This window comes from Bradyrhizobium sp. CCBAU 11361 (assembly GCF_028128935.1).
In the GTDB taxonomy this organism is placed as follows: domain Bacteria; phylum Pseudomonadota; class Alphaproteobacteria; order Rhizobiales; family Xanthobacteraceae; genus Bradyrhizobium; species Bradyrhizobium niftali.
This window is the reverse complement of sequence record NZ_LBJZ01000001.1, coordinates 255,097-276,756: the sequence shown is the minus strand read 5'-3', so window position 1 is coordinate 276,756 and position 21,660 is coordinate 255,097. Positions and strand designations below refer to the sequence as shown.

Below are 21,660 nucleotides of genomic sequence, written 5' to 3'. Positions count from 1 at the left end.
CACCCGGCAGCTCCCTGATGAAGACGTTTCGCGGCACCTACACCGTCATGATCACCCCGTTCACGCAAGGCGGCGACGTCGATGTCGCGGCGTTGCGCGCCTTTGTCGACTGGCAGATCGCGGAAGGCATTCATGGGTTGATCCCGCTCGGCTCGACCGGCGAATTCCTGTCCCTCGACGATGACGAGAAGGCGCTGGTGGCGGAGGTCGTCATCGGCCAGGCCGCGGGGCGCGTGCCCGTGCTGATCGGCACCGGTGCGGAGGATACCCGCGAGGTGGTTCGTCTCAGCCGCCGTGCCGAAAAGCTGGGCGCCGACGGCGTCATGATCATTCCGCCATTCTACTCGACGCCGACCGACGACGAGCTCGTCCATCACTATAAGACGGTGGCCGACGCGATCGCGCTGCCGATCATGGTCTACAACAACCCGGCGACCGCCAATGTCGATCTCAAGCCACAGCTGGTGGCGCGCATCGCTGAGATCGACAATTGTCTCTATATCAAGGAGTCGACGCTGGAGGTGACGCGGGTGCGCGACATCATCCGGCTCTGTGGCGACAAAATGACCGTGTTCGGCGGCATCCTCGGCTTCGAATCCTTCGTCGAGGGCGCGCAAGGCTGGGTCGCCGTCGCCTCCAATGTCGTGCCGTCCGAGATGGCGCGCATCTTCAGCCTCGTCGCAGACGAGGGCGCCATCAAGGAGGCGCGCGAGCTCTATCTGAAATATCTGCCGGTGATCGAATTCGTCGGCGGCCAGGCCTATGTCGCCGGCAGCAAGGCGCTGCTCGGCCATATGGGGCTTGCGGTCGGCGACCCGCGCCCGCCGCGCCTGCCATTGCCGGCCGCGCAGGACGCAGCTGCGCGTGCATTGGTCAAGACGTTCGATCTCGCGTGGCGCGGCGCGTCCATTGCGGCTGCTTAAACGGGTGTGACCGGATGAACCTGCTCGACGGCGTCAAGATCCTCAGCTTCAACCATTATCTCGCAGGCCCGCTGGCCGCACAGACGCTCGCCGATCTCGGCGCCGACGTCATTGCGGTCGAGCCGATCGAAGGCGCGTTTCAGCGCAACTGGGCGGTGGCCAATCATTTCGTCGCGGGCGACAGCGTCAATCATCTGGCGACCGGGCGCAACAAGCGCAGTATCGCGGTCGATCTCAAGCATCCCGACGGCATCGCGGCCGTGAAGAAGCTGGTGACGACCTCCGATGTCGTGATGGAGAACTTCCGGCCGGGAACGATGGCCAAGCTCGGCCTCGGCTACGAGACGCTGAAAGCGATCAATCCAGGCCTCATCTATGCGGTGGCAACCGGCTTCGGATCGGAAGGGCCCTACAAGGATCGTCCCGGCCAGGATCTGCTGCTTCAGGCCTTGTCGGGCCTTGCGATGCGAACCGGGCGCGCCGATGGCGAGCCGACCGCTGTCGGCGCGGTGATCGTCGATCAGCATGCGGCCTCGCTCTATGCCATGAGCATTCTCGCCGCGTTGTTTGCCCGGACCAAGACGGGGAAGGGGCAGCTCGTCGAGGTGAACCTCTATCAGGCCGCCCTCGATCTCCAGGTCGAGCCGCTGACCGCCTGGCTCAATGGCGCGCCGTCGCCGACGCCGCGCGGTCCGGCCGGAATCGCCGCCTGGTTCAGTCCCGGGCCTTACGGCATTCACGCGACGGCCGACGGCCATCTCGCGATCTCCATGGCGGCGCCCAAGGCGCTCGCGGCAGGGCTCGACTGCGAAGAGTTGAAGCGGTTCGGCGAGGCTGACAGTTTCTCGAAGCGCGAGGAGATCACGCGGATCGTCGCGGCGCGCCTGAAACAGAAGTCGACTGCCGATTGGCTGCCCTCGCTTGAAGCGGCGCGGATCTGGCACGCGCCGGTGCAGGACTATCGCGACCTCGAGGCCGATCCCCAGCTCAGACATCTCGGCGTGTTCAAGAGCGCCGAGAGTGCAGGGGGCGCGCAAATCCGGATGGTCGCGCATCCCGCGCGCTATGACGGCCGGACACCGGAGGTGCGGCTGGTTCCGCAGCGGTTGGGTGCGCAGACGCGCGAGGTGCTCGGCGAGATCGGCTACGGCGCTGCCGACATTGACGCGATGATCGCCGGCAAGGCGGTGGGAGTGGCGCGATGATCGACTTTTCAGTCCCCGAGGATACCCGCCTGCTGGTCGATACCGTCCGCCGCTTCGTGGAGACGGAGGTGCAGCCGCTCGAGGACGAGGTGGAGCGGACGGCCAAGGTGCCGGCCGGTGTGCTGGCAGTCACCAAGGCCAAGGCCCAGAAGCTCGGCCTGTATGCGATGAACATGCCGGCCGATGTCGGTGGCGGCGGGCTGTCCTGCGTCGAGCATTGTCTCGTCGAGGAAGAGTTCGGCAAGACCTCCGATGCATTGATCCGCCGTGTGTTTGGCCAGGTCTATCCGATGCTGATGGCCTGCAAGGGCGATCAGGTCGAACACTATCTGCTGCCGACGGTGAAGGGCGACAAGATCTGCGCCATGGCGATCACCGAACCGGGCGCCGGCTCCGACGCGGCATCGATCAGCACCACCGCTCATCTCGATGGCGACCAGTGGGTGCTCAACGGGACCAAGCATTTCATCAGCGACGGCGACATCGCCGATTACGTGATCCTGATGGCGCTGACCGACAAGGAGAAGCGCGCCCGGGGCGGCATCACGCTGTTTTTGGTCGATCGCGGTACAGCTGGCTTCAAGGTCGCGCGCACGCAGCCGATGATGGGCCACCGCGGCTATGGCCATGCCGAGCTGAGCTTCGAGGACTGCCGGATTCCGAAAGCGGCCGTGCTCGGCGAGGTCGGCGGCGGCTTCAAGCTGATCATGCAGAGCGTGCTCCAGATCCGGCTCGCCCATATCGGGGCGCGTGCCGTCGGCATGGCGCAGCGGGCGCTGGAGATGATGCGCAAGCATGCCGGCGAGCGGCGTCAGTTCGGCCAGCTCATCGGTGACTTCCAGATGGTGCAGAAACTGATCGCCGATTCCGCCACCGAGATCTTCGGCGTCAAGATGATGGTGATGAACGCCGCCTGGGACATCGATCAGGGCCGGGATGCGCGCGACAAGGTCTCGATGATCAAGGTCGCGGCGTCCGAGATGCAGGGCCGCGTCGTCGACCGCGCCATCCAGGTGTTCGGCGGCATGGGCTTCAGCAAGGACCTGCCGCTGGAGCGCATGTATCGCGACGCGCGGGTCACCCGCATCTATGACGGCACCTCCGAAATCCACCGCATGCTGGTCGCGCGCAGCACCATCAAGAACGGCTTGCAGCTCTAGGGAAACGACCGATGTCTCACGCACCTCTCAGGCCCGGCGCCGTCTTCGCCTTCCGCAAGACCATGACGGTGGCGGAGCAGGCGATGTTCACCGGCATCAGCGGCAATCTCGGCGGTCTCTATGTTGATGCCGTTCGCGCCAAAAAGGCCGGCGCCTCCAACATGGTCGCCTTCGAGCTCGCGGTCGGCGGCCTTGCCACGACCTGCCTCAGCCAGCTCGGCGGACCGACGCGGCGGATCGGCAGCATCGCGCTGAATTTCGCTGCGCCCGTGATTGTCGGCGAGTCCGTCGAGGCCAAGGCCGAGATCGTCTCGGTTGCCGGTGATGACGCGGTCTGCCGTGTCACCTGCACGCTGTCGCCCTCGGGGGCGACCGTGGTGGACGGTACCGCGACGCTGGTTCCGTTCGCGAAGGGCTGAGCCATGTACGAGCCGAAATCCTTCGACGATCTGAAGGTGAACGACAGGGTCAGCCTCAGCAAGACCATCACAGAGGCGGATGGCGCGCTCTATATTGCCGCGACCGGTGATTTCGGCCCCGTCCATGTCGACGAGGTCTATGCGGGCGCAACGCGCTTCGGCCGCCGGCTCGCGCCGGGGATCATGGTCGCGGGGCTCTGCACCAGCATCCTCACCAGCGAACTGGTTGGCACGATCGGCGTCTCTGTCGAGGACCGGTTCTGGTTCACCGGCCCGGTGTTCTACGGCGACACGCTCACCTTCGACGTCTGGATCGCCGAGCAGCACGACGAGACCCGCACGATCATCTGGGAGGCAAGCGCCCGCAACGAGAGCGGCCTCGAGGTGCTGAAGGCGCGCGCGAGCCTGAAATTCCCGCGGCGGAAACCGTCATGAGCAAGCCGATGAAGAAACCCGATTTGCGCGGCGTCACGGTCGCGACCGTGCTGCCCTTCAAGGACGACAGCGCGATCGACTGGGACGGCTACGCCCGCGTGCTCGACTATTGCGCATGCCCGGACGGCATCGCGGCCGTGTTCGTCAACGGACATGCCGGCGAGGGCGGGTCGCTCTCGGACGACGAGCGACAGGCGGTGATCGAGCGGACGCGCAGGCAAATCGGCGGCAAGCCGCTGCTTTCAGGCATCATCGCGCATTCCACCGCGGAGGCAATCCATCAGGCGCAGCTCGCGGAAGCTGCCGGCGCCGATTGCGCCGTGTTGTTCCCGCCGGCACCGCTTGGTGGCGGTGCATCGGCGACCTCGCGTGCACCGGTGGCCTTCGTACAGTCGGTTAGTTCCGCCATCGGCATTCCAGTGTCGATCTTCCAATATCCACTGGCGTCCGGATTTGGCTACTCGCCGGAGACGCTGGCGAAGATCGCAGCGCTCGACGGTGTCATCGCCATCAAGGAGGGCAGCGACACCATCTTCGCCTATGACGAGAACCGCCGGGCCGTGAAACAGGCCGATCCCACCGTCGCGATCCTGCCGTCGAATTTCAACTGGTTCCTGCCGCAGCTTGCCATCGGCGGCGACGGCATTCTCTCGGGTCTCGTCAGCCTCGCGCCGGATCTGTTCGTCGCGCTCTGGCAGGCGGCGCTCGCTGATGATCTCGCTGCGATGCGCGCGGTCAACGAGCGGCTCTATCCGATCGCGCGGGCGATCTACGGGCCGGCGCCGATTATGGACATGCACACGCGCATGAAGGTCGGGCTCAAGGCGCTCGGCCTGATCCGCAATGCGGATCCGCGACCGCCGTTGCTGCCGGTCGTTCCTGCGCTGTGCGACGTCATCACAACGACCGTCGGCGCGGCGCGCGCGGCCGGCAACATCCGCCTGGCGTGACGGAGGCACGGATGCCCAACGAGGCCTTCATCCACATCGTGCGGGTCGATATCGATCCCGAGCACGAGGCCGCGTTCAACGCCTGGTACGAGCAGAGGCATTTTCCCGATCTGCTCGCCTGTCCCGGCTGGCTGTCCGCAAGGCGCTTCGTCTCGATCGGCGAGGGACCGAAATACGCGGCCATTTACGAAGTCGCGGGACGATGGGCGTTCGAGACGCCGGAGTTCCTGAAGGTGAAGGGATTCGGTCCGTTCGAATCCCTGGTGAAGAACTTCATGCGAATCCAGCTCAAGCCGATGTCGGGACCGGCTTGAGGGAGCGAAGACGATGCTGCCTGTCGTGTCGTGAGATCCGGCCGGCCACATCCAAGAAACATTGAGGGGGAAACCCGGACGAGGGACTGCATCGGTCATTGGCGTCTTACTGGAGGTATCACATGCTCTCGACACTGCTTCGCCTGAGTGCGGCTGTCGCACTCGCTCTCGCATCCACGGCCGCGCATGCGGCCTGTACGCCTGGGATTACCGACGACAATCTGATTGCGCCCGGCAAGTTGCAGCTCTCGATCAATCCGACCAACCCGCCGCAGCAATTCGTCGACAAGGACGGCCAGTTGCAGGGCCTCAACGTGGAACTCGCCGCCGAGCTCGGCAAGCGGTTGTGTCTTCCGGTCGAACTCGTCCGGATGGATTTTCCGGCGATGATACCGGCCATGGCCGCGGGCCGCATCGACGGCATCGACACCGGCATGTTCTGGACCGAGGAACGTTCGAAGCTGATGTTCATGGTGCCGTACGCCATCCAGGCGATTTCGGTCGTTGTTGCGCCCGACAGCGGCACAAAAATTGCTACCGAGAATGATCTGATCGGAAAAACATCTGCCGTCGAGGTCAGCACCTACCAGATGAACTGGCTCAAGAAGCTCAGCGATGCGAGCGTGGCGAAGGGCGGCGCAGCCGTCGAGATGCGAACGTTTCCCACCGCCACCAACGTCGTCAGCGCACTGCTCGCAGGGCAAGTGGACAACGCGCTGCTCGTCGATAGCGTGGCGCGCGATCTCACAAGCCGCGGCCGCGTCAAGGAAGTGCTGAGCGGGCTCGGTACAGCACGCACCACGCTCGGCTTCCGCAACAAGACGGTGGTCGACGCCGTCGTCAAGGCGCTGAACGCGATGCGCGCCGACGGCAGCTACCAGGCGCTGTTCGACAAGTTCGGACTGACCAGCATGCCGGCCGATCAGCCGCTTGCGATCGCCGGCCCGGGTCCGGCCTGATACCTACGGAGACGAGCCGATGAGCCATTTCAGTCCGACGGCCGCCGTCAACTACTTCTTCAACTACTTCCTGATGAAGGGGGTGCTCGTCACCATCGGCTTGACGGTGGCGGCGGTCATCGGCGGATTGATCCTCGGCATGGTCATCGCGTTGATGCGCATGTCGTCCAACCCGGTGCTGTCAGGCTTCTCGCGCTTCTACATCTGGTTCTTCCGTGGCACGCCGCTCTTGATCCAGCTCGTGGTGATCTACAGCGGCTTGCCGCAGCTCGGGATCAAGTTCTCCGTGATCACCTGCGCGCTGGTCGGCTTGATCCTCAACGAGGCGGCCTACCTCGCCGAGATCGTGCGCAGCGGCTTCATGGCGGTTTCGGCGGGGCAGCGCGAAGCCGCCTGGGCGCTCAGCCTGTCGCCCTGGGTGACGTTCCGCCGTGTGACCCTTCCGCAGGCGTTCCGGCTGATGATCCCGCCGCTCGGCAACTCCATCAACTCGCTTCTGAAGGCGACGTCGCTCGCCTCGGTGATCTCGGTCGAGGAGCTCATGCGCCGCAGCGACATGCTGATGCAGGAGCATTTCCAGATCCTCGAAGTCTACGCGGCGGCCACGGCCTATTACCTGATCCTCACCTCGGTCTGGGATGCGATTCAACGCCGGCTGGAGAAGCATTTTGGCCGGTCGAGTGCCGCGAAGTCGAGGCGGATCGCGGCGACGGCGCCGGTTGCGCAGGCAAGCGTGGAGGCCCGGGCATGAGCGAGATGTCGATGAATACGGCCAGTGGTGTCGAAGGCGCAACGGCGCAACCGCAATTGCGCGATGTGCCTGCGGTTCGCATGGAGGCCGTCTACAAGCACTATGGCGACTTCACCGCGTTGAACCAGGTCGATCTCAAAGTCGCCAAGGGCGAGAAGATCGTGGTCTGCGGTCCCTCCGGCTCGGGCAAGTCGACGCTCATCCGCTGCATCAACCACATCGAGAAGCACGACGAGGGCCTGATCTACGTCAACGGCATCGAGCTCGATCATCAGCGCAAGAACATCGATGCGGTCAGGCGCGACACCGGCATGGTGTTCCAGAGCTTCAACTTGTTCCCGCACATGACGGTGCTGGAGAACTGCGTCTTGGCACCGATGACGGTGAACAGCATGAGGGAGGCGGAGGCAAAGGACCTCGCCATGCATTTCCTGACAAAGGTCCGGATTCCGGACCAGGCCGAGAAATTTCCCGGCCAGCTGTCGGGCGGCCAGCAACAGCGCGTCGCCATCGCACGCGCGCTGTGCATGCGGCCGAAGATCATGCTGTTCGACGAGCCGACCTCCGCACTCGACCCCGAGATGGTCAAGGAGGTGCTGGAAACGATGAAGAAGCTCGCGGAGGAGGGCATGACCATGCTGTGCGTGACCCACGAGATGGGCTTCGCCCGCGAGGTCGCCGACCGCATCGTGTTCATGAACGAGGGCAAGGTTGTCGAGCAGGCTGCGCCGGAGGAGTTCTTCCAGCATCCGAAGTCCGAGCGGGCGCGGACGTTCCTCGACCAGATCATTCACTAGCCGATGTCGAGCGGGATGCGGACATTCGGCGATCGCCTGCGCGGCATCCATGCCGCCACGATCGTGCCGATGACACCCGATTATGGGATAGATGAGGCGCAGCTGGCGGCGCATCTCGCCGCGGTCGCGTCCACGCCGGGCATCAATGGGCTGTTGGTCAACGGCCACGCCGGTGAGAATTTTGTGCTGTCGCTCGCCGAAAAACAGCGCGTGGTGGAGCTGGCGCGCGAGTACGCACCGAAAGACTGCCTGATCGTCTCTGGCGTCAATCACGAATCGAGCCTGGAGGCCGCGCGCGAGGCGGCTGCGCTGGAGCGGGCGGGCGCGGACGGGCTTCTGGTGTTCCCTCCCAACAGCTGGGCGCTCGGTCACGCCGATGACTGCGTCATCGCGCATCACCGCCATATCCGCGAAGCGACAACCGCACCCTTGATGCTCTACGCTGCACCAGTTGGTGCGGGAGCCATGGCCTATGCGCCGCCGCTGCTGGAGCAGCTCATCGCCGATCGCCGCTTCGTCGCAATCAAGGAAGGCAGCTGGGAGGTCGCGACTTACGAGCAGAATCTGAGGTTGATTCAGAAGCTGCGTCTGGAGTTCGTTGTGCTCGGCTCCGGTGACGAACATCTGCTGACAAGCTACCTCGTCGGCTCGGCCGGCAGCCAGGTCAGCCTTGCCTGCGTCGTGCCCGAACTCGTGGTCAGCCTCTGGAAAGCTGCCGAGGTGGGCGATTGGGAGCGGGCGCGGGCCGCGCACGAGAAGCTGTATCCGCTTGCGGTCGCGATCTACCGCGATGCGCCGGGAGGACGCGCGACGGTGCGGCTCAAGGCCTGCCTGAAGCTGCTCGGACGTCTGGCGTGCGACGCGGTACGGCCGCCGCAGCCGCCGGCGACGCGAGGCGAGTTGCAGGCGCTCGAGCAGGCGCTGCGGATCGCCGGCGCGCTCTAAGCCTGGAAGAACGGATTGGCCGGCCGCGCAAGGCCGAGGTGATCCCGCAACGTCGTCCCCTCATAGTCCGCACGGAACAGCCCACGCTCCTGCAGAAGCGGCACGACGAGCTCGACGAAATCCGCGAACCCTTCGTGGAAATAGGGCGGCATGACATTGAAGCCGTCGGCGGCCTGCTCCTCGAACCAGAGCTGGAGCGTGTCGGCGATGCGCTCGGCCGAGCCGCACAGCACCCAATGGCCGCGGGCGGCGGCGGTGAGATTGTAGAGATCGCGCAGCGTCATGTTCTCGCGGCGGCCCTTGGCGAGCATGACGCTGGCGAAACTGTGATAGCTGTCGGACGGAGCGATGTCAGGGATCGGTCCATCGAGATCGTAGGCCGACATGTCCCGGCCGAAGCGGTCGGACAGGATCGCGAGCGCATTGCTGCCGCTGACAAAGCTCTGGAGCACGTTGAGCTTCTCGAACGCCTCCTTGTCGGTGCGGCCGACGACGGGCATCACGCCCGGCAGCACCGTGACGTCGTCGGCCTTGCGGCCGAACGCCGGCAGTCGCGTCTTCAACGACCTGTAACCGGCCTTGGCCTCCTCGATGTCCTGCACCACCGAGAATACGATGTCGGCGGTGCGTGCGGCGAGAGCCTGGCCGGCCTCGGAGCCGCCGGCCTGCAGCACGACGGGGCGCCCTTGCGGGCTGCGGCCGATGTTGAGCGGGCCCTTCACCTTGAAGAACACGCCGTCATGGTCGATCGGGCGGAGCTTTGCCGGGTCGATGTAGAGACCGCTCGCGCGGTCGGCGACGATGGCATCGTCAGCCCAGCCGTCCCACAGGCCTTTGACGACATCGAGGAATTCGCCGGCCATCTCGTAGCGCCGCGCGTGGTCGGGATGGGTGGTGCCGAAATTCGCGGCCGTGGCCGGATTGGCCGTCGTCACCGCATTCCACGCCGCGCGTCCCCCGGAGATGTGGTCGAGCGAGGCGAACACGCGCGCGACCGAGAACGGATCGCTGTAGGTGGTCGAGACAGTCGCGCCGAGGCCGATGTGGCTGGTCGACGTCGCGAGCGCGGCGAGCATCGTCAGCGGCTCGAGCCGCAGCGTGTAGGAGGGATGGGCGGCGGCATCGGCATAGAGATTGTCGCCCATGAAGATCAGGTCGAACTTGCCGCGCTCGGCGGTGCGGCCGATCTCCTGGATCGCCGCAAAGTCCTGGAAGCTGTCGACCGCGCCGGGATAGCGCCAGCCGGCGACGTGGCTGCCGGTTCCCAGGATGAACAGTCCGAGATGCATCTGTCGTTTCATGGCGTCATGTCCAGAACAGGATCTTGCGTTCGAGGAAACCGATCAGGCCGAAGAAGGCGAGGCTCGCCGCGGATGCGACGAAGATCGCTGCCCAGACCTGGACGAAGTCGATCTGGAGCACGGCCTGGTAGATTACCCAGCCGAGCCCGCCATGCGCGCCGAGCATCTCGGTGACGATGGCCACGATCACGCTGCGCACGGTCGAGACGCGCATGCCGGCGAGCAGCAGCGGCAGGGCAGTCGGCAGGCGCAGGCGCCACAGCACACCGAAGCGGCTTGCGCCAAAACTCTTCATGAGATCGACGGCGCGGCGGTCGACACGGTCGAGCCCGGCCAGCATCGAGAGCAGGATGGTGAAGCTCACCGCCATCGCCACCATCACGATCTTCGAGCTGACGCCGATGCCGAACCAGAGCAGAATCAGCGGCGAATAGCCGACCACGGGCACTGAATTGATCGCGGTCGCGAGCGGCAGGATTGCACTGCGAAGCGCCGGAACCAATGCGATTGCGACGGCGAGGCCGATACCGATCAGGCAGCCGAGGCCGTAGCCGACCAGCGCTTCGAGCAGGGTGTAGCCGGCAGCGTCAATAAGTGTCGCGCGCTTGGACCAGAGGCCTGCGAGGATATCGCTGACGGCGGGCAGAACATAGGCCGGCAGATGCAGTCCGCGCGCCGCGCCTTCCCAGCACGCGACCAGGAGGACGGCGCCCAGGATGCCGCGCTGGACGGCGAGCGAAGGTGAGGCAAGCGCGCGGCTCATTGCTCGGCGTTCCAGAACACCAGCCGTCGCTCGACCGCGGCGACGACCGCATAGAAGCCGGTGCCGAGTAGCGCGGCGGCGAGCAGGGCGGCCCAGATCGCGACGACGTTCTCGGTGAACATGGCCTGGAGCAGCAGCACGCCGAGCCCGGTGGTGTCGCCGAACCATTCGCCGACGATGGCCCCGACCAGGCTGAGCGATGCGGCCAGCCGCAGCGCGACGAAGATCTGCGGCAATGCGGTTGGAAGCTGCAAGCGGAGCAGGAGCTGGCGGTTGGAGGCGCCGAAGCTGCGCATCAAGGCGACCTGCTTGGGATCGACGGTTTCGAGGCCCAGCAGCGTGTTCACCGTCACCGGAAAGAAGGTCAGATAGAACGCAATGATCGCCTTGGCGAGCAGCGTATTGCCGAACCACAGCACCACGAGCGCCCCGAAGGCGATGACCGGAATGGTCTGCGACACCACGAAGATCGGAAACACCATCTCGCGCAGCGCGCGGACGCGGAAGAACATGACGCCCATGAGCACGCCGAAGGCGCCGCCGGACGCAAAGCCGATCAGGGTTTCGGCGAGCGTGCGCAGGAAGCCGTCGACATAGGCGCGGGGTGTGGCCGCCATCGCCAGCAGGATGGTGCTGAGGCGCGGCAGGTAATAAGGCCGGATGCCGAACAGCTGCACCGCGCCTTCCCAGATCACCGCCGCGATGGCGAGGCCGAGCAGGAGCCGGATCAGCTTGCGCAGTGAAGCCGGCATTGCCATCGACCGCGCCGCCGCGCCGGCGTCACCAAGCGAAGTCGCCGCAGGGCTGGTCACGGCAGCCGATCCGCCTGCGGAACGCCCTGGATGAAGCTTGCATCATACGCGGCGGCAAGATCCACCGGCTTGGAGATGACGCCGTACTTCAGGAAGAAATCGTGGGCGGTCTTGACGGCGTCGGGATCGATCCAGAACATGCCGTTCTTCGCCGCCGTGCCTGCGGTCATCAGGCGCTTCACCTCGGTGAGCATGAATTCCTGCTGCGCGCGGTCGAGCGTCGGGGCTGTGGCCATCACGGTGTCGACGGCGCCCTTGGGATCGGAGAAAGCGTCCTTCCAGCCGTTCAGCGAAGCACGCAGGAATGCCTTGACCAGCTCCGGCTTTTCCTTGGCGGTCGCCTCGGCCACGATCAGCGTGTCGCGCGGGAAGGTGATGCCGTAATCCTCGGCGACGAAGGTCTTCAAACTGTCCTTCGGCATGCGCGCCTGGATGGTGTAGAACTCGTTGTAATAGGTCGCCGTGACCACATCGACGCTGCCGTCCACGAAGGGCGTCACCGAAACCTGCTGCGGCTGGATCTTCAGTTCGTCCGGCTTGATGCCTTCCTTGGCCAGCATGCCGTTCAGCACATGGTTGGCGCCGGTGAACCAGGTGGTGACCGTCTTTCCTTTAAAATCCTGGATCGTCTTCACCGGGCCGTCCTTGCGGGTGACGAAGATGAAGGGCGTGATCTGGTGCGACACGCCGATGCAGACGATCGGCAGTCCCTTGTCGCGCGCGGCGAACACGCTGTCGGTGCCGCCGGACAGGCCGAACGTGTCGGCGCCGGTCGCGACCAGGTTTTCGGTGAGCAGGTTGGGCCCGCCGGGATTGATGGTGAGGTCGATGCCCTCGGCCTTGTAGTAGCCCTTGGCGGCCGCAACGTAGAATCCGGCGAACTGTGCCTGCGGCAGCCATTTCAGGCGCAGGCTGGCCTTCTGCAATTCGGCGGCTGGCGCGGCCGTGACAAGCGAGCCGGTCGCCACTGCGATGGCGGAGAGGACGGAGAAAGCGTGGCGTCGGCTCAACATGGTCATACTCCAGGCGGTGAAAATCAATTGCGATAAGACGGATCGGTGCGGTCGAGCTGGCGCATCAGCGCCGGCCATTCGCGTTCGCCGGGCACGAGGATGTCGCCCTGCAATTCCCAGAACTGGCGCGCGGCTTTCTCGCAGACCTCGTGCGACGGCATGACCAGCTTGGCGCCGGCAGCAGCCGCAGCCTGCATCTGGAGCTGGATCCGCGCGGCGCGTTCGAAATAATACAGCAGCATGAAAGCCTCGCCGGGCGTGCGGCCGACGGTGAGGATGCCGTGGTTGCGCATCAGCATGACCTTGTGTGGACCGAGGTCGCGCACCAGGCGAACCTGCTCGTCGAGGTCGATGGCGACGCCTTCGTAGTCGTGGAAGGCCTGGCGGTCGTAGAAGCGCATCGCGAACTGGCTGAGCGGCAACAGGCCTTTCTCTTGCCCTGAGACCGCGACGCTCGCGTCGGAATGGGTGTGCAGCACGCAGGCCGCGTCGTGGTTCGAGGTGTGGATCGCGGCATGGATGACGAAGGCCGCAACGTTGACGGCCTGCGGCGTGTCGTCGAGCTTGTTACCCCCAGTGTCGATCTTCACCAGGCTCGACGCCGTGATCTCGTCAAACAGCAGGCCGTAGGGATTGATCAGGAACTGATCCTCGTGGCCGGGCACGCGCAAGGAGATGTGGTTGTAGATGAGGTCGTCCATCCCGAGCTTGGCGACCATGCGATAGCAGGCCGCGAGCTTGACCCGCGCATCCCACTCGGCTGGCTCGATCCCGCGCGGCGCGGCTTGCGGCGCTGACATCGCGTTCACGGCGTCTTCTCCTGCGCGATGGAGGATTGGAATGACTTCATGCTTTCCTCCTCGATGGCATCGAGCAGCGTGCGCTTGAGGCGCACGAATTCGGGGGAGGTGACGATCTCGGGCCGGCGCGGACGGGGAAGGTCGACGACCTGTTCGAGCTTCACCGAGCCGGGACGCGCCGTCATGACGAGCACGCGGTCGCCGAGGAAGATCGCCTCGTCGACGTCATGGGTGATGAAGAGAATGGTGCGGCGGTATTTCTGCCAGACGTCGAGCAGCCAGCGCTGCATCATCGCCCGCGTCAGCGCATCGAGCGCGCCGAACGGCTCATCCAGCAGCATCAGATCGCGTTCGAAAAGGAAGGTCCGCATCAGGGCGACGCGCTGGCGCATGCCGCCGGACAATTGATTGGGATATTGCTTCTCGAAGCCGGCGAGCCCGAACTCGGGCAGCATCTTCAGCGCCTTGGCGCGCGCCTGCTCGCGCGGCATGCCCTCGACCTCGAGCGCGAGGATGGCGTTGTCGACGACGTTGCGCCAGGGAAACAGCAGGTCGCGTTGCGGCATGAAGGAGACGCGGCCGAGCAGGTCGGCGGCATGGCAGCTCTTGCCCTCGAAGCGCAGGATGCCGCCGGTATCAGGCTCCTCGAGGCCCGCGACGATGTTGAAGAGGGTGCTCTTGCCGCAGCCGCTCGGGCCGACGACGGTGACGAACTCGCCGGGGGCAACGCTCGCCTGGAGTCCCGAGAGAGCAGCGACCGGACCGAAGGTCTTGTTGATCGCACGCAATTCGAGCAGCGGCTCAGGCTTCGGTTGCGCCTGCGGGGCTTCGGTGGCCGGTCCGGGATTGGGGAGGCGGGCAGCCTGCACCGGGATGTCCTTGTATAATGGCGGCGGCCATTCGCATACGAAAGCGGGCCGCGTCGAAATCTCTTAGCAACTCGTGTGCCAGTGCGATTTCGCGTCAAATCAGGCATAAGATTTGCGAGTTCGAAGGTGGATATCCGGGAGCTGCGCGCGTATCCGCGAGAAAATCGGTCCGTTCACTGGAAGTTTGGTGCCATTTTGTATACGTATATCGATATCGGAGAAACATGATGGCGGATATTGGTGCACATGCCGGAGGCGAGCGCGTGAAAAATGGGCACGAAACCCTCAGCGCGGGCCCCGGCATGACGCTCGCCGAGAGCCTGCGCCAGAAGCTCGAAGGGGCAATCGCGGCGGGGCATCTCGAGCCGGGCAGCCGGCTCGACGAGCAGGAGATCGCCCAGCGCTTCGGCGTCTCGCGCACGCCGGTGCGGGAGGCGTTCCGCCTGATGGCCGCCAACAACCTGGTCGAGCTGCGCGGCCGGCAGGGCGCGACAGTCCGCAGCATCAAGGCGCAGGCGCTGATCGAGATGTTCCAGGTCATGGCGGAGCTGGAGGGGCTCTGCGCGCGGCTCGCCGCCAGGCGCGTTTCCCAGGCCTGGGGGACTGAAATTGGCGAGATTCACCAGCGGCTTGTGGCGGCGGGTGAAACCGGCGACATCGACGTTTTCTACGACATCAACCAGGAATTTCACGAGGCGATCTACGAAGCCTCGCGCAACGCCTTCCTGGCCGAGCAGACCCGCAAGCTTCGCAACCAGGTGGCGGCGTATCGCCGCCGGGTGACGCGCATGCCGAACCGGATCGCCGACACCTTCCGCGAGCATGAGGCGATCATGCAGGCGATCCTGGCCCATGATCCGGAGCGGGCGCACAGCGCTATGCGGGACCATGTCAACCTGCTCGGCGACAACCTTTTGGACTTCCTGGCCGCCTTCGAATGACCCTGGGGTCGCTTGGTATGCAAATTGCTAGACCTTGTATATCTGGCTTGCATCCTGGAGACCCGGAGTGGACCTTAAGCTGACGAACAAGACCGCCCTGATCACCGGCGCGTCGAAAGGAATTGGACTTGCGGTGGCCGAACTCTTCGCCGCGGAGGGCTGTCATTTGCATCTCGCCGCCCGCAACGGCGAGGCCATGCTCCAGGCCAAGCGCGATCTCGAAGCCCGCTTTGGCGTGAAGATCACCATCCACGCGCTCGACCTGTCGAGCACAGCTGTGATGGAGAAGCTCGCGGCCGAGGTCGGCGACATCGACATCCTCATCAACAATGCCGGCGACATCCCGGCCGGTTCGCTGGAAATCCTCGACGACGCGGCATGGCGGCGCGGCTTCGATCTCAAGGTGTTCGGCTACATCACGCTGTCGCGTCTCTATTATCCGCGCATGAAGGGCAAGGACGGCGTCATCATCAACATCATCGGCAATTCCGGTGAGAACTGGGACGCGAGCTACATCGCGGGCTCGACCGGCAACGCCGCGCTGATGTCCTTCACCAAGGCGCTCGGCGGCCGCAGCCTCGATCACGGCGTGCGCGTCGTCGCGGTCAATCCGGGGCCGGTTGCCACCGACCGCATGCTCAAGATCATGAAGCGCAAGGCGATCGACATGCTCGGCGACGAAAGCCGCTGGGAAGAGCTGTTCGACAAATATCCCGGCAAGCGGCCGGCGACATCCGAAGAGGTCGCCGATCTCGTCGCCTTCCTGTCCTCGCCGAGGTCCGGCTACATCACCGGCACCGTGGTGACGATCGACGGCGGCATCGCAGCTCGCGGCTCGGTGATCTGAGGCGTCGATGTCGAAGCCTCAATCCGCGGCACTGGTCCGCAACCGCTATTTCGACGAGCTCTCGGCGACGCCGGGACTCTACTGGCTCGGCCAGAACACCAACCATGTCGAGAGCCACCCCGCCGTGCGCGAGGCGATGCTGCGCTCGATCGAGGCTGGCGAGTTCAACGCCTATGCCCCGCCGCTCGGCTTCGAGGCGCTACGCGCTGCGATCGTCGCCGACCTCGGCACACCAGGCGCAGAGGCGCTGGTGACCGAGGGCGGCGTCAACGCGCTGGCGATGATCTGTCGCGCGCGCTGCAAGCCCGGCACAACGCTGGTGACGACCGATCCGACCTGGAAATGGCCGTGCCTGTTCGCGCGCCAGCAGGGCGCCGAGGTGATCGAGATTCCGATCTACGATCCGGCCTGCAACTACCGCCTGACGCCCGAGGCGCTGAAGGCGAATGTCGATGAGCGCACCGCGATCATCTATCTCGTCGATCCCAACAATCCGCTCGGCATCCGCTACACGCGCGAGGAGATCGAGAGTTTTGCGGCGATTGCGCGCGATTGCGGCGCGCTGCTGGTGCACGACTGCACCTACCGCGATTTCGCCGATGGCCACACGCCGGCGCTTCACGTGGCGCCGCAAGGCTCGGTCGTTTCGACCAGCTTTTCGAAATGGCTCGGCCTTGCCGGCCTCCGCATCGGTGCTCTGGTCGCTGCTCCCGATCTGTTCGAGGAACTGGTGCTGACGTCCACGAGCGTGCTCGGCGCGAGCGTCATCGCCCAGCGCGCGGCGCAGGCGGGGCTCTCCGTCAAGGCCGAATGGATGAAGAAGGTCCGCAGCACCGACCGGGCCAACAAGGCGATGATCCAGGAGGCGGCTGCGGCGATTGAAGGATTGGCGCTGCCGATCATGCCTTCGCACGGAAACTTTCTGGTGCTGGAGACCATCGCGGCGGGCATCCGTCCCGAGGCGCTGGTCGAGTGCTATCGCCGGCAGGGCATCATGATCCGCCAGGGCACGTATCACACGCAGCGCTTCGGCGACCGTTTCGTCAAGATCAGCACCTCCGTGCCGCAGGCGTGGGTCGAGAAGCTCTGCACGCTGCTGCCGGACATGGTTGCGCAGGCGCGCACGCTCAACGACCTGCCGCCGCAATTCTAGGGATGATGCCGATGACGATGATCTCCACCAAAGACGGTGTGAAGCTCCATGTGGAGGAGGCGGGTGAGGGCACGCCGATCCTCTTCATCCACGAATTCGGCGGCAATCACGAAAGCTGGGAGCCGCAGCTGCGTTATTTCAGCCGGCGCCACCGCTGCATCACCTACGCCGCGCGCGGCTATCCACCGTCGGATGTGCCTGACAGCGTGGAGGCCTTTTCGCAGGCGATCGCCGCTGACGATGCGGTCGCCGTGCTCGATGCGCTCCGAATCGAGAAGGCGCACATCGTCGGCCTGTCGATGGGCGGCTTCTGCACGGTGCATTTCGGCCTGCGCACGCCGGAACGCGCCTTGTCGCTTACCGTGGCTGGCGCAGGCTATGGCTGCGAGAAGGAGTTCGAGGAGTATTTTCGCGGCGTCTCGCTTGAAGTCGCCGACAATTTCGAGAAACAGGGCGCCAGGGAATTCTCGAAGATCTATGCGCTTGGCGCGAGCCGCGTGCAGTTCCAGAACAAGGATCCGCGCGGCTGGCAGGAATTCGCCGATCGCCTCGCCACCCATTCCGATCGCGGCGCTGCCAACACCATGCGCGGCGTCCAGGCGCGGCGGCCGTCTTTCTACGATCTCGAGGACGGCTTGAAGAAGATGATGGTGCCGACGCTGGTCGTCGTCGGCGACGAGGACGATCATTGTCTGCAGCCCGGCATCTTCCTGAAGAAGACCATTCCGGCCTGCGGTCTCTCCGTCTTCCCCAAGACCGGCCACACGCTCAATCTGGAAGAGCCGGCGGCGTTCAACGCGCTGCTCGCCGAATTCATCGCTCAGGTCGAGGCTGGGCGCTGGCTGCCGCGCGATCCGCGCGCATTGCCGGGTCAGATCATGCGCACGAAGTAGGTCGATGGGATCGAGCACCTTGATCAACGCCGATCGGCTCTGGACCCGACTGATGGCGCTCGCCGAGATCGGCGCAACGCCGGCCGGCGGGGTCAACCGCCAGGCACTGAGCGACGGCGAGATTGCCGCCTGGCGCCGCGTCATCGGCTGGGCACGCGAGGCGGGCCTGACGCCGTCGACGGATGCCGCGGGAAACCTGTTCCTGATGCTGGCCGGGCGCGATCGCGCAGCGCCGCCGCTCCTGCTCGGCAGCCATCTCGACAGCCAGCCGACCGGCGGGAAATTCGACGGTGCGGCCGGTGTCATGGCGGCGCTGGAGGCGACGGTCGCGCTCGCCGAGCAAGGCGACGCGCCGGCACGCGATGTGATCGTGGTCGCCTGGATGAACGAGGAAGGCTCGCGCTTTGCCCCGGGCATGATGGGCTCGGAGGCCTTTACCGGCGAACGCGATATGGACGTAATCCGCGCCGCGCGCGATGCAGACGGCATCAGCGTCGGCGAAGCGCTCGATCGTTTCCACAAGGCTTTTCCTTATCTGCCGCACAGGCCGCTCGGCTTTGCGGCCGGAGCCTATCTCGAATTGCACATCGAGCAAGGGCCGCTGCTGGAGGCGGCCGCCTGCATCATCGGTGTCGTCACCCGCATCCAGGGCAAGAAGACGTTTCAGGTGGTGGTCGAGGGCGCCGAAGGACACGCCGGCACGCTGGCGCAGCAGGAGAGGCGGGATGCGCTCGCGGCCTTTGCCCGGATGGCGACCGCGCTCCATGCGGAGATCGGCGCCATCGATGCTGATATCAAATTCACCATCGGCCGGGTTACGGTCTCGCCGAATGCACCGTCGGTGGTGCCTTCGCGCGTCAGCTTCAGCATCGATCTGCGCCATCCTGACAATGCTGTGCTCGATGCCGCGGGCGCGCGCATCGCGGCTCTTTGTCAGGAGAACGCCGCGCCTTGCACGGTCACGGTGACACCGCTCGTCGATGCGCCGTCGAACGATTTCGATGGGCGCCTGCGGGCAAGCATCGCAGAAGCGGCGCGCGACCAGGGTCATCCTGCGATGGCCATTCTCTCAGCCGCCGGTCACGACGCCCGCCACCTCGCCAAGATCTGTCCCGCAGCGATGATCTTCATCCCGTGCCGCGATGGCGCAAGCCATGTCGAGCACGAATGGGCCGAGCCCGATCATGTTGCCGCCGGCGCCTCCGTGCTGGCACAGGTGCTGCGCGAGCTGGCGTTTGCACCTGGCATTGAAGCGTGAGGACGCCGATGCAGGACGTGGCCCCACAGGACTACCGCGATGCGATGGCCTGTCTCGGCGCGGCCGTCAACATCGTGACGACCGACGGCAGCGCGGGTCGCGCGGGATTTACCGCATCCGCGATTTGCAGCGTCACCGACGATCCGCCGACGCTCCTGGTCTGCATCAACCGCGCGTCCTCGGCCTATGCCAGCGTGACGCGCAACGAGGTGGTGTGCGTCAACGTGCTCGCGGCCCGGCACGAGCCGCTGTCCCGGCTGTTCGGCGGCAAGGTGCCCGCCGAGGAACGGTTTGCCGCGGCCGCGTGGTCGACACTCGCAACCGGTGCGCCGGTGCTGGCCGACTGCGCCGCGGCGTTCGACTGCCGGATTGCCGATATCGTCAACGTCGGCACGCATGACGTGCTGTTCTGCCGCGTCGTGGCCCTGCAAAGATCCAGCTGCACCGACAATCTGATCTATTTCGGCCGCACCTACCACACGGTCGGGGTGACCGATCCAGCCGAGGCTGGACCCGAATCCGCTCTTGACGCATCCTGAGGTGAGGCTGGCGATCGCCGGCCGTTCCAACAGTCACCTCTGCGCGATGGACAAGAGCCGTCAACCGAACAAGCGCGTATCTCTCGCCGGGATGCATATCGACCGGACGTCGGCCGTGCCGCTGCACTTGCAGATCGCGGCCCACATAAGGGGCTGCATTCTGCGCGGCGTCTTTCCGGCCGGAACGCAATTTCTGGGATCGCGCGAGATCGCGCGGGAGTTGGGCTGCTCGCGCACGGTGGTGTTGACCGCGTGGGACCTGCTCTACGCCGAAGGCTATCTTGAATCGACCCCGCGCGGCAGCGTCATGGTGGCATCAGTCGCAACACCACATGCGGAGCTGACGTCGGTCGCCTCGCCCGCGGCCGCGCCCGCCCATATGTCGAAGCGCTGGCAATCGCTGCTCGCCTTCGACTACGAGACCAACTGGCCGTCGGAGTTCAGTCCCGGCGCACCCGATATCTCGACGTTCCCCTTCAAGGACTGGTCGCGCCTGCTGCGCCAGGCCTGGCAAAATCCGCGCGAGCAGGAGTGCCTCGATCTCCCGCCCGAAGGTCATCCGCGGCTGCGCAGCGAGATTGCAAATTTCCTCGGCTCGGTGCGCGGCCTGGTCTGCTCGCCGGAGGAGGTTGTCGTCACGTCAGGCACGTCGGGGGCGCTCGATTTCTGTAGCCGAATGATCCTCGATCCCGGCGACGAGGTCTGGGTCGAGGAGCCCGGCTTTGTCGAGGCGCGATGGGCCCTCACGGCGGCCGGCGCGAAGCTGGTTCCGGTTCCGGTCGACGACAAGGGGCTGGTCGTCTCGGAAGGGATCAGGCGCGCGCCGGGGGCGCGGCTGATCGTGGTCACGCCGTCGCATCAGTACCCGCTCGGCGTCAGCATGGGGCTGGAGCGGCGTCTCGAGATGCTCGACTGGGCCAACAAGAACGATGTCTGGGTGATCGAGGACGACTACAATTCGGAGTTCAGGCATCAGGACAGCATGATCGCCTCCTTGCGCTCGCTCGATCGCGAGGGGCGGGTGATCTATTTCGGCACCTTCTCGAAGATCATGATGCCGGCCTTGCGGCTCGGCTACATCGTCGCCAACAGGCATTTCATCGATGGGTTTTCCCGGGGCCGCGCGCGGATCGACGTCCACACCTCCGGCGTCGGTCAGCTGGCGCTGGCGGAGTTCATGCGGGAGGGGCATCTGCTGCGGCATCTGCGCGGCATGCGCCGGGTCTACGCCGTCAGGCGAAAGGCGTTGATCGACGCGATCGCCGCGCTGATGCCTGACGATCTGTCCGTGTCCGCGGCGGTGACGGGACTGCATCTGGTGGCGCTGTTCACTGATGCGATGCGGGCGCGGATGAGTGATCGCGAGGCGGCTGCGGTCCTGAAGCAGGCCGGCATCCACGTGCAGCCACTGTCGCAGAATTTTCTGGCGCAGCCGACGCTGCAAGGCCTGGTGTTCGGCTACGGGCGGCTGCGCGTCGAGGATGCATCTCCGCTGCTTGCGAGAATCGCGGCTTGCATCGGCAGCGGCCGCCGCAATGCACCATCCGACCCGGCAATATCGTCTCTGACTGTTCGTACAATAAAGAGAGGCTGAGCCGACCGCCATGCATAGC

24 protein-coding genes are annotated in these 21,660 nt (G+C 65.3%); 18 read left to right on the top strand and 6 right to left on the bottom strand.

The features are described 5' to 3' along the window. The first annotated feature begins 14 nt into the window (after positions 1-14). The 11 genes from dapA to XI08_RS01165 all read left to right on the top strand — a co-directional run bounded on the left by dapA (position 15) and on the right by XI08_RS01165 (position 8,858). The gene (gene dapA / locus XI08_RS01215; protein WP_271573074.1) at positions 15-923 is read left to right on the top strand and encodes a 4-hydroxy-tetrahydrodipicolinate synthase; all 909 of its coding nucleotides are present in this window, start codon (positions 15-17) and stop codon (positions 921-923) included. Between the two features lie 14 nt (positions 924-937). Next, positions 938-2,128 (top strand): CaiB/BaiF CoA transferase family protein, encoded by a 1,191-nt coding sequence (locus tag XI08_RS01210; protein WP_271573003.1) that lies wholly within the window; start codon positions 938-940, stop codon positions 2,126-2,128. Continuing rightward, positions 2,125-3,288: an acyl-CoA dehydrogenase family protein gene (locus XI08_RS01205; RefSeq protein ID WP_271573002.1), complete on the top strand. Its 1,164-nt coding sequence runs from the start codon at positions 2,125-2,127 to the stop codon at positions 3,286-3,288. Before XI08_RS01210 ends, XI08_RS01205 begins: the two co-directional genes overlap by 4 nt. Positions 3,289-3,299: 11 nt before the next feature. Continuing rightward, positions 3,300-3,707, top strand: a complete 408-nt coding sequence (locus XI08_RS01200) for a MaoC/PaaZ C-terminal domain-containing protein (RefSeq protein WP_271573001.1) — start codon at positions 3,300-3,302, stop codon at positions 3,705-3,707. Positions 3,708-3,710: 3 nt separating this feature from the next. Next, positions 3,711-4,142 (top strand): MaoC/PaaZ C-terminal domain-containing protein, encoded by a 432-nt coding sequence (locus XI08_RS01195; RefSeq protein WP_271573000.1) that lies wholly within the window; start codon positions 3,711-3,713, stop codon positions 4,140-4,142. Next, positions 4,139-5,092, top strand: a complete 954-nt coding sequence (locus XI08_RS01190) for a dihydrodipicolinate synthase family protein (protein ID WP_271572999.1) — start codon at positions 4,139-4,141, stop codon at positions 5,090-5,092. The genes XI08_RS01195 and XI08_RS01190 overlap by 4 nt, the downstream gene beginning before the upstream one ends. A gap of 11 nt (positions 5,093-5,103) precedes the next feature. After that, a complete protein-coding gene (locus XI08_RS01185) occupies positions 5,104-5,406 on the top strand; it encodes a DUF4286 family protein (RefSeq protein WP_271572998.1) in 303 nt (100 codons plus the stop codon). Positions 5,407-5,528: 122 nt separating this feature from the next. Next, on the top strand, positions 5,529-6,365 hold the full coding sequence (locus tag XI08_RS01180) for an ABC transporter substrate-binding protein (protein ID WP_271572997.1): 837 nt from the start codon (positions 5,529-5,531) through the stop codon (positions 6,363-6,365). A 19-nt stretch (positions 6,366-6,384) separates the two neighbouring features. Then, positions 6,385-7,116, top strand: coding sequence for an amino acid ABC transporter permease (locus XI08_RS01175; protein WP_271572996.1), 732 nt, complete (start codon positions 6,385-6,387; stop codon positions 7,114-7,116). Then, positions 7,113-7,913 carry an amino acid ABC transporter ATP-binding protein gene (locus XI08_RS01170; protein WP_271572995.1) on the top strand — a complete coding sequence of 267 codons (801 nt, stop codon included), beginning with the start codon at positions 7,113-7,115 and terminating at the stop codon, positions 7,911-7,913. The genes XI08_RS01175 and XI08_RS01170 overlap by 4 nt, the downstream gene beginning before the upstream one ends. Positions 7,914-7,928: 15 nt before the next feature. Continuing rightward, complete coding sequence (locus tag XI08_RS01165; RefSeq protein WP_271572994.1) at positions 7,929-8,858, top strand: dihydrodipicolinate synthase family protein; 930 nt, start codon at positions 7,929-7,931, stop codon at positions 8,856-8,858. Here XI08_RS01165 and XI08_RS01160 read toward each other — a convergent pair. The 6 genes from XI08_RS01160 to XI08_RS01135 are packed head-to-tail and all read right to left on the bottom strand — an operon-like array spanning position 8,855 to position 14,416. Beyond that, positions 8,855-10,159: an LLM class flavin-dependent oxidoreductase gene (locus XI08_RS01160; RefSeq protein ID WP_271572993.1), complete on the bottom strand. Its 1,305-nt coding sequence runs from the start codon at positions 10,157-10,159 to the stop codon at positions 8,855-8,857. The two genes, XI08_RS01165 and XI08_RS01160, sit on opposite strands and share 4 nt — an antisense overlap. A 4-nt stretch (positions 10,160-10,163) precedes the next feature. After that, complete coding sequence (locus tag XI08_RS01155; protein ID WP_271572062.1) at positions 10,164-10,922, bottom strand: ABC transporter permease; 759 nt, start codon at positions 10,920-10,922, stop codon at positions 10,164-10,166. Further along, entirely contained in the window at positions 10,919-11,734 is an 816-nt protein-coding gene (locus tag XI08_RS01150) for an ABC transporter permease (protein ID WP_271572992.1), read from the bottom strand. The genes XI08_RS01155 and XI08_RS01150 overlap by 4 nt, the downstream gene beginning before the upstream one ends. Then, the gene (locus tag XI08_RS01145) at positions 11,731-12,747 is read right to left on the bottom strand and encodes an ABC transporter substrate-binding protein (RefSeq protein ID WP_271572991.1); all 1,017 of its coding nucleotides are present in this window, start codon (positions 12,745-12,747) and stop codon (positions 11,731-11,733) included. The genes XI08_RS01150 and XI08_RS01145 overlap by 4 nt, the downstream gene beginning before the upstream one ends. Positions 12,748-12,770: 23 nt before the next feature. Beyond that, a complete protein-coding gene (locus tag XI08_RS01140) occupies positions 12,771-13,556 on the bottom strand; it encodes a class II aldolase/adducin family protein (protein WP_271572990.1) in 786 nt (261 codons plus the stop codon). Further along, the gene (locus XI08_RS01135; protein WP_271572989.1) at positions 13,553-14,416 is read right to left on the bottom strand and encodes an ABC transporter ATP-binding protein; all 864 of its coding nucleotides are present in this window, start codon (positions 14,414-14,416) and stop codon (positions 13,553-13,555) included. The genes XI08_RS01140 and XI08_RS01135 overlap by 4 nt, the downstream gene beginning before the upstream one ends. 302 nt (positions 14,417-14,718) lie before the next feature. Between XI08_RS01135 and XI08_RS01130 the strand changes: the two genes are divergently transcribed. From XI08_RS01130 to pdxR, 7 genes are all read left to right on the top strand, one after another. Further along, a complete protein-coding gene (locus tag XI08_RS01130) occupies positions 14,719-15,357 on the top strand; it encodes a GntR family transcriptional regulator (RefSeq protein ID WP_271572988.1) in 639 nt (212 codons plus the stop codon). A 67-nt stretch (positions 15,358-15,424) separates the two neighbouring features. Next, positions 15,425-16,204, top strand: coding sequence for an SDR family oxidoreductase (locus XI08_RS01125; RefSeq protein ID WP_271572987.1), 780 nt, complete (start codon positions 15,425-15,427; stop codon positions 16,202-16,204). 7 nt (positions 16,205-16,211) lie between these two features. After that, positions 16,212-17,357 carry a pyridoxal phosphate-dependent aminotransferase gene (locus XI08_RS01120; RefSeq protein ID WP_271572986.1) on the top strand — a complete coding sequence of 382 codons (1,146 nt, stop codon included), beginning with the start codon at positions 16,212-16,214 and terminating at the stop codon, positions 17,355-17,357. An 11-nt stretch (positions 17,358-17,368) separates the two neighbouring features. Continuing rightward, entirely contained in the window at positions 17,369-18,250 is an 882-nt protein-coding gene (locus XI08_RS01115; protein WP_271572985.1) for an alpha/beta fold hydrolase, read from the top strand. Positions 18,251-18,254: 4 nt separating this feature from the next. Continuing rightward, the gene (locus XI08_RS01110) at positions 18,255-19,508 is read left to right on the top strand and encodes a Zn-dependent hydrolase (protein WP_271572984.1); all 1,254 of its coding nucleotides are present in this window, start codon (positions 18,255-18,257) and stop codon (positions 19,506-19,508) included. Between the two features lie 8 nt (positions 19,509-19,516). Beyond that, positions 19,517-20,047, top strand: coding sequence for a flavin reductase (locus XI08_RS01105; protein WP_271572983.1), 531 nt, complete (start codon positions 19,517-19,519; stop codon positions 20,045-20,047). Next, positions 20,034-21,641: a MocR-like pyridoxine biosynthesis transcription factor PdxR gene (pdxR, locus tag XI08_RS01100; RefSeq protein WP_271572982.1), complete on the top strand. Its 1,608-nt coding sequence runs from the start codon at positions 20,034-20,036 to the stop codon at positions 21,639-21,641. Before XI08_RS01105 ends, pdxR begins: the two co-directional genes overlap by 14 nt. Positions 21,642-21,660: the final 19 nt, after the last annotated feature.

Excerpts from the sequence above, each read along its gene's own strand:
- XI08_RS01185 (WP_271572998.1), top strand. The coding sequence starts at position 5,104 with ATGCCCAACGAGGCCTTCATCCACATCGTGCGGGTCGATATCGATCCC.
- XI08_RS01210 (WP_271573003.1), top strand. The coding sequence starts at position 938 with ATGAACCTGCTCGACGGCGTCAAGATCCTCAGCTTCAACCATTATCTC.
- XI08_RS01170 (WP_271572995.1), top strand. The coding sequence starts at position 7,113 with ATGAGCGAGATGTCGATGAATACGGCCAGTGGTGTCGAAGGCGCAACG.
- XI08_RS01190 (WP_271572999.1), top strand. The coding sequence starts at position 4,139 with ATGAGCAAGCCGATGAAGAAACCCGATTTGCGCGGCGTCACGGTCGCG.
- XI08_RS01165 (WP_271572994.1), top strand. The coding sequence starts at position 7,929 with ATGCGGACATTCGGCGATCGCCTGCGCGGCATCCATGCCGCCACGATC.
- XI08_RS01200 (WP_271573001.1), top strand. The coding sequence starts at position 3,300 with ATGTCTCACGCACCTCTCAGGCCCGGCGCCGTCTTCGCCTTCCGCAAG.
- XI08_RS01175 (WP_271572996.1), top strand. The coding sequence starts at position 6,385 with ATGAGCCATTTCAGTCCGACGGCCGCCGTCAACTACTTCTTCAACTAC.
- XI08_RS01110 (WP_271572984.1), top strand. The coding sequence starts at position 18,255 with ATGGGATCGAGCACCTTGATCAACGCCGATCGGCTCTGGACCCGACTG.
- XI08_RS01130 (WP_271572988.1), top strand. The coding sequence starts at position 14,719 with ATGACGCTCGCCGAGAGCCTGCGCCAGAAGCTCGAAGGGGCAATCGCG.
- XI08_RS01155 (WP_271572062.1), bottom strand. The coding sequence starts at position 10,922 with ATGAGCCGCGCGCTTGCCTCACCTTCGCTCGCCGTCCAGCGCGGCATC.
- XI08_RS01105 (WP_271572983.1), top strand. The coding sequence starts at position 19,517 with ATGCAGGACGTGGCCCCACAGGACTACCGCGATGCGATGGCCTGTCTC.
- XI08_RS01205 (WP_271573002.1), top strand. The coding sequence starts at position 2,125 with ATGATCGACTTTTCAGTCCCCGAGGATACCCGCCTGCTGGTCGATACC.
- XI08_RS01145 (WP_271572991.1), bottom strand. The coding sequence starts at position 12,747 with ATGTTGAGCCGACGCCACGCTTTCTCCGTCCTCTCCGCCATCGCAGTG.
- XI08_RS01180 (WP_271572997.1), top strand. The coding sequence starts at position 5,529 with ATGCTCTCGACACTGCTTCGCCTGAGTGCGGCTGTCGCACTCGCTCTC.
- XI08_RS01160 (WP_271572993.1), bottom strand. The coding sequence starts at position 10,159 with ATGAAACGACAGATGCATCTCGGACTGTTCATCCTGGGAACCGGCAGC.
- XI08_RS01115 (WP_271572985.1), top strand. The coding sequence starts at position 17,369 with ATGACGATGATCTCCACCAAAGACGGTGTGAAGCTCCATGTGGAGGAG.
- XI08_RS01120 (WP_271572986.1), top strand. The coding sequence starts at position 16,212 with ATGTCGAAGCCTCAATCCGCGGCACTGGTCCGCAACCGCTATTTCGAC.
- XI08_RS01195 (WP_271573000.1), top strand. The coding sequence starts at position 3,711 with ATGTACGAGCCGAAATCCTTCGACGATCTGAAGGTGAACGACAGGGTC.